Annotated in this window: 8 protein-coding genes; all 8 read left to right on the plus strand. The window is 72.1% G+C overall.

Going from position 1 to position 7,729, the window contains the following annotated elements:
- On the plus strand, nt 1-915 hold a 915-nt coding region (locus tag ACTJI1_RS04330; RefSeq protein WP_440741680.1), incomplete at its 5' end, for a carbohydrate ABC transporter permease.
- Nucleotides 912-1,784 (plus strand): carbohydrate ABC transporter permease, encoded by an 873-nt coding sequence (locus tag ACTJI1_RS04335; protein ID WP_440741681.1) that lies wholly within the window; start codon nt 912-914, stop codon nt 1,782-1,784. The genes ACTJI1_RS04330 and ACTJI1_RS04335, both read left to right, overlap by 4 nt.
- An 11-nt stretch (nt 1,785-1,795) precedes the next feature.
- Nucleotides 1,796-2,638, plus strand: a complete 843-nt coding sequence (locus ACTJI1_RS04340; protein ID WP_440741682.1) for a sugar phosphate isomerase/epimerase family protein — start codon at nt 1,796-1,798, stop codon at nt 2,636-2,638.
- Nucleotides 2,635-3,774, plus strand: coding sequence for a Gfo/Idh/MocA family protein (locus ACTJI1_RS04345; protein ID WP_440741683.1), 1,140 nt, complete (start codon nt 2,635-2,637; stop codon nt 3,772-3,774). Before ACTJI1_RS04340 ends, ACTJI1_RS04345 begins: the two co-directional genes overlap by 4 nt.
- A complete protein-coding gene (locus tag ACTJI1_RS04350; RefSeq protein ID WP_440741684.1) occupies nt 3,771-4,634 on the plus strand; it encodes a sugar phosphate isomerase/epimerase family protein in 864 nt (287 codons plus the stop codon). The genes ACTJI1_RS04345 and ACTJI1_RS04350 overlap by 4 nt, the downstream gene beginning before the upstream one ends.
- Nucleotides 4,631-5,926 (plus strand): mannitol dehydrogenase family protein, encoded by a 1,296-nt coding sequence (locus ACTJI1_RS04355; RefSeq protein WP_440741685.1) that lies wholly within the window; start codon nt 4,631-4,633, stop codon nt 5,924-5,926. Before ACTJI1_RS04350 ends, ACTJI1_RS04355 begins: the two co-directional genes overlap by 4 nt.
- Entirely contained in the window at nt 5,923-7,170 is a 1,248-nt protein-coding gene (gene manD / locus ACTJI1_RS04360; protein ID WP_440741686.1) for a D-mannonate dehydratase ManD, read from the plus strand. The genes ACTJI1_RS04355 and manD overlap by 4 nt, the downstream gene beginning before the upstream one ends.
- Before the next feature lie 73 nt (nt 7,171-7,243).
- A partial coding sequence (locus ACTJI1_RS04365) for a gluconokinase (RefSeq protein ID WP_440741687.1) occupies nt 7,244-7,729 on the plus strand: 486 nt, incomplete at its 3' end.

Here is a 7,729-nt window from a genome sequence, read left to right on the forward strand (position 1 = left end):
CCGGCCGGGGCGCGCAGCCCGCGCCGCCGCGGCCTGGAGCGGCGCAACCGTCCGCTGTGGATGCTGCTGCCCGGCGGCATCCTGATGCTGATCATCATCGTGGTTCCGCTGATCGTCGCCGTGGTGATGTCCACGCTCGACCTCGACCAGTACACGCTGCAGAGCTGGTTGCAGGCGCCGTTCATCGGGCTCGGCAACTACGTCGAGGCCGTCGTGGCGTCCCCGCTGCTGCGCTCGATCGGCATCAGCGTCTCGTTCGCGGTCATCGCGGCGGTCATCACGCTCCCGATCGGCGTCGCGGCGGCGCTCGCCACGCAGAACCGTTTCCGAGGCCGGGCCCTCGTGCGCTCGCTGTTCCTCATCCCGTACGTGCTCCCGGCGTTCGTCGTCGGGACGCTGTGGCGCACGATGCTGCAGCCCGGCGGTGTAGTGGACAGCCTGCTCGGCTCGGTCGGCGTCCACCCGGGACTGTGGCTCAACGGGCCGCTCAGCTACTGGTCGCTCATCCTGGTGCAGCTGTGGACCTCGTGGCCGTTCTTCTACCTGCTCGTCGTCGCAGGACTCCAGAGCGTCGACCCGGAGGTGCACGAGGCGGCCGCGATCGACGGGGCGACCTGGTGGATCAAGCTGCGGTACGTCATCCTGCCGTACCTGCGCGGCTCCATCTTCCTGGCGCTGATCATCGCGTTCCTGCACAACATCAACGCGTTCACCCTGCCGTTCGTGCTGTTCGGCATCCCGGCGCCTCAGGACGTGGACGTGCTGCCGGTGCTCACCTACACGACCAGCTTCCAGAGCTTCCGGTTCGGGCTGAGCGCCGCAATGGCGATCTGCTCGCTCGTGCTCATCGCCATCCCGCTGTTCGTCTACCTGCGGGCCGTGAAGCTCGACTCCGGAGAGGAGGCGCAGCGATGACCGTCGTCCGCTCCAGTGCAGACGTCCACCGCCTGCTGCCGCGCTGGCTGATCGTCACGATCATCGCCGTGCTGCTCGTGATCGTGCTCGGACCGGTGCTCTACATGTTGTTCTCGTCCGTCAACTCGGACGTCTCCGTGGCGGCCGGCGCGTTCCTGCCGACGGAGCTGCACCTCGACAACTACCTCAAGGTGTGGACCACTGTCGACCTCGGCACCGGACTCGCCAACAGCGTCCTGATCTGCGGCGCCGTCGCGATCGTCTGCGCCTTCCTCGCGGTGGCGACCGCCTACGTGCTGGTGCGCTACGAGTTCCGTGGGCGGCTGTCGTTCCTGCGCGGGCTGCTCGGGCTGCAGTCCATCCCGGGCACGCTCATGCTGCTGCCGGTGTTCGTGCTGTTCTCGTCCACCGCGTCATTGCTGGGCGTGCAGATCATCGGCACCCGGTGGGCCGTGTTCATCACCTACCTGACCTTCGCGCTGCCGTTCTCGACCTGGGTGATGGTGACCTACCTGCGCGGGCTGCCGAAGGCGCTGGAGGAGGCGGCCCGCATCGACGGCGCGTCGTCGTGGCGCATCCTCACCGGCATCGTCGTGCCGCTCAGCTGGCCCGGCATCGTCGTCTCGGGCATCTTCGCCTTCCTGCTCGGCTGGAACGACGTGCTGTTCGCGTCGGTGCTCACCAACCCGGAGACCCGGACGGCGGCCGTGGCGCTGCAGGTGTTCGGCGCGACGCAGGAGGGCGGCGCGGTGCCGCTCTACGGCCAGACGATGGCCGCATCCCTGATCTGCGCACTGCCGGTGGTGGTGCTGTACCTCGTCTTCCAGCGGTACCTGGTGGGCGGATTGACATCCGGAGGAGTGAAGTGACCAGTGGAGGAATGAACGCAACGACGTGGACCCTGTCGGGGTTCGGCGACGAGATCGACCAGGATCCCGTCGTCCAGGTGGCGGTGCTGCAAGCGCTCGGTGCGAGCTGCATCGAGGTGCGCAGCGCCTGGGGCGTCAACATCGTCGACCTCGACGGCGAGCAGCTGAACCGCCTGGCGGCCGTGCTCGAGGAGCGGGGGATGGGCGTCTCCGCCATCGCGTCGCCCGTCGGCAAGGTGGATGTGGCGCTGCCCGTCGAGCACGAGGTCGAGCGGCTCGACCGCGCGATCGCGGCCGCCGACCGGCTCGGCACGCGCTACATCCGGCTGTTCTCGTTCTTCCGCGCCGAGGGCGTGACCGTGGAGAGCATCCGCGACGACGTGATGGTGCGGATGCGCGCTCTCGCCGACCGCGCCGAGGCCGCCGGCGTGGTCCTCCTGCACGAGAACGAGAAGGACATCTACGGCGACACCCCCGAGCGCTGTCTCGACATCGTCGAGACGGTCGGCTCGCCGGCGCTGCGCCTGGCCTGGGACAGCGCCAACTTCGTGCAGGTCGGCGTCGCGCATCCCTTCGACGACGGCTACGCCCTGCTGCGGCCGCACCTGGAGTACCTGCAGGTGAAGGACGCGCTCGCCGCCACCGGCGAGGTCGTCCCGGCGGGGGAGGGCGACGGCCAGGTGCTGGAGACGCTCACCGCGCTCCGCGACGACGGCTACGCGGGCTTCGCCTCCCTCGAACCCCACCTCACCGACGTGAACGCGCTCGGCGGCTTCTCGGGCCCCGCGGCCTTCGGCCGTGCCGGACGCGCGTTCCGCCTTCTCACCGACCGGATCGGAGTGACCCTCGCATGACAGACCCCACCACCTCCGGCGCTTCGCCGCTGAACGTCGCCATCGTCGGCTGCGGCATCATCGGCCTCAACCACGCGCGCGCCATCCTGCGGCATCCCCGGCTGACGATCACCGCGCTGGTGGATGCGGTCCTCGCGGCCGCGCACACGCTCGCGGACACCGTCGAGGCCGAGTCGGGCGCCCGGCCCGCCGAGTTCGCGGCGCTGACCGAGGCCCTCGCCGCCGCGCCGATCGACGTCGTCGTCATCTGCACGCCGAGCGGCCTGCACGTCGACGTGGCGCGCGAGGCCATCGCCGCGGGGAAGCACGTGGTGATCGAGAAGCCGCTCGACACCGACATGGGTCGCGCCCGCGAGATCCTGGAGCTGTCCCGTGCCGCCGAGCGCGACGGCCTGGTCGTCTCGGTTATCAGCCAGCACCGCTTCGATCCCGCCTCGCGCGCGGTCGCGGAGGCCGCCCACAGCGGCCGCTTCGGCCGGCTGACCAGCGGGGTCGCGTCGGTCGCGTGGTGGCGCAGCCAGGAGTACTACGACTCCGGGCAGTGGCGGGGCACCTGGGACCTCGACGGCGGGGGCGCGGTGATGAACCAGGGCGTCCACACGGTCGACCTGCTCGTCTGGTTCCTCGGCCGGCCGGTCGAGATCACGGCACACACCGCCCTGCTTGCGCACGAGCGCGTCGAGGTGGAGGACATCGCCGTCGCCACCATCCGCTTCGAGTCCGGCGCGCTCGCCGTGCTGCATGCCACGACGGCGGCCTTCCCGGGCCTCGCGGTGCGATTGCAAGTGCACGGCGACCGCGGCTCGGCGGTGGTGCACGACGACCAGCTCGAGTCGTTCTTCGCCGACGGCGACACCGCGGACCGTGCTTCCGATGTGGTGCCGGCCGCGGAGGTGCGCGGGGGAGACCGCGGCCCGGACGTCTTCGTGACCGGCCACCTGCGGCAGTACGAGGACATCGTCGACGCCATCGACGACCGTCGAGCACCCGGCGTCGGGGTGGAGGACGCCTTCGTCTCGCTCTGCGTCGTCCGCTCCGTCTACCTGTCCGCGACGCTGGGCCGCCCGGTCCGCTTCGACGAGGTGGTCGCCGGCGACCTGGACGGCGTCACCGTCACGACGGGGGTGCCGGCATGAGGTTCTCCGTCTTCACCGCATCCACCCCCGAATGGACGCCCGAGGAGGCCGCGCGCATCCTCGCCGCCCAGGGATGGGACGGCATTGAGTGGCGCATCACCGACCAGCAGCAGACGGCCGAGCCGGGCTTCTGGGCGGGCAACCGCGCGACCTGGCCGCTGACCGGGCTGGAGGACCACCTCGACGAGATCGCCCGCATCACGGGCGAATCCGGTCTCGCCTACTCCGGCATCGGCGGCTACGCCCGTTGCGACCAGCACGACGACGTCGAGCGGATGCTCGCGGCGACGGCGCGGCTCGGCGCCGGGCAGGTGCGCGTCACCATGCCGCGCACCGACTCCGGCGACTACCGTGACCTGTTCGCCGCGGCGCGGCGCGACGTGGAGTGGGCCGCGTCGCGCGCGGCTCATCACGGCGTGAAGGCGCTGGTGGAGCTGCACCACGAGACGATCACGCCGTCCGCGTCGGCGGCCTTCCGCCTGCTCGACGGGCTCGACCCGGAGCACGTCGGCGTCATCCACGATCTCGGCAATCTCGTCATCGAGGGCCGCGAGGAGACGCTGGCCGGCCTCCAGCTGCTCGGACCGTACCTCGCGCACGTGCACGTGAAGAACGCGGCCTGGGTCGCGGGGGAGCCGGAGGAGGACGGCACCATCCGCTGGCACCACGAGTGGGCGCCGCTCCGGACCGGCGCGGGGGATGTGGATGCGTACTTCCGCGCCCTGCACGCCTTCGGCTATGACGGGTGGGTGACCTGCGAGGACTTCTCGACGGAGGTGCCCCTCGAGGAGCGCACCCGGGACGATCTCGCCTACCTGCGTGCCGTCGAGGCCCGCACGCGCACCGCGGACGCGGCGTGACGCCGCCCCGGCGCTCCGCGCGTCACCCGGTCCGGGTCGCGCACCTGGGCCTCGGCGCGTTCCACCGTGCGCACCAGGCCTGGTACACGCAGCTCGCGAACGAAGCGGGCGGCGAGTGGGGGATCGCCGCCTTCACCGGCCGGAGCCCCGAGGCCGCCCGGGTGCTCTCGGCCCAGGATGCGCTCTACACGCTGGTCGAGCGCGGCGCCGACGGCGACGCCCCGCGCACGATCGAGGCGCTGAGCCGGGTGCACGACGGCGCCGACCGCGCCGCCTGGCGGCAGACCATCGCCGACCCGCAGGTCGGCGTGCTCACGTTGACCGTGACGGAGGCCGGGTATCGCCCGGGCGCCTCGGCGGCCGCCCGAGTGCTCGACGGTCTCGCCGCCCGGCACGCCGCCGGCGCGGGCGGCATCGCGGTGGTCAGCTGCGACAACCTGCCGCGCAACGGCGACGTGATCCGGGATGCGGTGCTCGCGCTCGCCGCGCCCGACGCTGCGCTGGCCACGTGGATCCGGACGGAGGTCGCCTTCGTCTCGACGATGGTCGACCGCATCACCCCGGCCACGACGGACGCGGACCGCGCCGAACTGCGCCGCCTCACCGGGTGGGACGACGCCGCGCCCGTCATCACCGAGCCGTTCACCGAGTGGGTGCTGGCCGGGACGTTCCCCGCCGGGCGTCCCGGCTGGGAGGCCGGGGGAGCCCGCTTCGTCGCCGACATCGAGCCGTTCGAGCGGCGCAAGCTGTGGCTGCTCAACGCCGGGCACTCCCTGCTCGCCTACCACGGCCTCCTCCGCGGGCGCACGACGGTCGCCGAGGCCGTCGCCGACCCGGCGCTACGCGACGAGCTGGAGCGGCTGTGGGCGGAGCAGCGGGACGGCCTCCCGTTCGACGACGCCGCGGTGGAGGAGGCGCTCGCCGCCCTGCGGGACCGCTTCGCCAACGCGCGCATCGAGCACCGGCTCGCCCAGATCGCGACCGACGGCTCGCAGAAGCTCGGTCCGCGCATCCTGGACCCGCTGCGCGCCCGCTTCGCCGAAGGCCGCCCGCCCGGCAGCACTCAGGCCGGAGTGCTGGGCGCCTGGGCGCTGCACCTGGCGACGACGGAGCCGGGGTCTGTGCGCGATGCCGGGGCCGGCGACCTGCCCGCCCGGCTGCGGGACGCCCGCACCCCCTCCGACCGCGCGGCGCTCGTCGTGGCCGCCCTCGCCCCCGACCTCACCGAACGCACCGACCTGGTCGCGCTGATCGCCGACCGTATCGCATCCCTGCAAGGAGCACACGCATGAGAATCACCGCCGCCGACGTCCTGATCACCAGCCCCGGCCGCAACTTCGTCACCCTCCGCATCACGACCGAGGACGGCGTGACCGGCCTCGGCGACGCCACGCTGAACGGGCGCGAGCTCGCCGTGGCGGCCTACCTCAGCGAGCACGTCGTCCCGCTGCTGATCGGACGGGACGCGCACCAGATCGAGGACACCTGGCAGTACCTGTACCGCGGCGCGTACTGGCGGCGCGGCCCGGTGACGATGGCGTCGATCGCCGCGGTGGACACGGCGCTGTGGGACATCAAGGCCAAAGTCGCCGGCCTGCCGCTCTATCAGCTGCTCGGCGGCCGCAGCCGGCGGGGCTGCCTCACCTACGGTCACGCGTCGGGGGCGGAGCTGCCGGAGCTGTTCGACTCGGTGCGCGCGCACCTGGAGCAGGGCTACCGCGCGATCCGCATCCAGACCGGCGTGCCCGGCCTCGGGTCGGTGTACGGCGTCGCGTCCTCGGCGAACGCGACGGCCGGCGCCGGCGGCACCACGACGCGCTACGACCACGAGCCGGCCCGCCGCAGCGCGGTGCCGGTCGAGGAGCAGTGGGACACGCGCTCCTACCTGCGCCACATCCCGGGCGTGTTCGAGGCGGTGCGGAACGAGTTCGGGCCCGAGCTGCCGCTGCTGCACGACGCGCACCACCGGCTCACGCCCATCCAGGCCGCCAAGCTCGGCAAGTCGCTGGAGCCGTACGACCTGTTCTGGCTGGAGGATGTGACGCCGGCCGAGAACCAGGCCGTGCTGCGCCGGGTGCGGGAGCACACCACGACGCCGCTGGCGATCGGCGAAGTGTTCAACACGATCTGGGACTACCGGGAGCTGTTCGAGGAGCAGCTGATCGACTATGTGCGCTCACCGGTCACGCACGCCGGCGGCATCACCGGCCTCCGGCGGATCTTCGACTACGCCGCGGTCTACCAGATCAAGTCGGGTGTGCACGGCCCCACCGACGTGTCGCCCGTGGGACTGGCGGCGGCGATCCACCTCGGGGTGGCCATCCCGAACTTCGGCATCCAGGAGTACATGAAGCACAGCCCGGAGACCGACGAGCTGTTCCGGCCCGGGTACTCGTTCGCCGACGGGCTGCTGATCCCGGGCGAGGAGCCCGGCCTGGGCGTCGACTACGACGAGGTGCTGGCCGAGTCCTTCCCGTATCAGGCGGCATACTTGCCGGTGAACCGTCTGCTGGACGGTTCGATGCACGACTGGTGAGCGGCGGGGCCGTCGCCGGAGTCGTCGGTGTCGTCGGGTTCGCGTGAGTCGGAGAGTCAGGGGAGGAACGCGGGTGGAGCCGGTCCAGGTTGTGGTGATGGGCGTGTCCGGGTCGGGCAAGACCACGGTCGGAGAGCTGCTCGCGGAGCGTCTCGGCGTGCCGTTCGTCGACGGCGACGCCCTGCACCCGCCGGCGAACGTCGCCAAGATGGCCTCCGGCACGCCGCTCACGGACGAGGACCGCATCCCCTGGCTGCGGGAGGTCGGCCGCACCCTCGCGTCCACCGGTCCGGACGGAGTCGTGGTCGCCTGCTCGGCGCTGAAGCGCGCCTACCGCGACCTCATCCGGGCGGAGGCGCCCGCGGCGGTGTTCGCTGAGCTCGACGGAACGCGCGAGCTGCTGGCCGCCCGCATGAGCGAGCGGCCCGGGCACTTCATGCCGGTCTCCCTGCTCGACTCGCAGCTGGCCACCCTCGAGCCGCTGCAGTCCGACGAGGCGGGCCTCCGCCTCGACGTCGGCCGCCCGCCGCAGGCGCTGGCCGACGCGGTCGCGGCGGCG

The sequence above is a fragment of the Leifsonia sp. 22587 genome (assembly GCF_052044215.1).
GTDB lineage: Bacteria > Actinomycetota > Actinomycetes > Actinomycetales > Microbacteriaceae > Leifsonia > Leifsonia shinshuensis_C.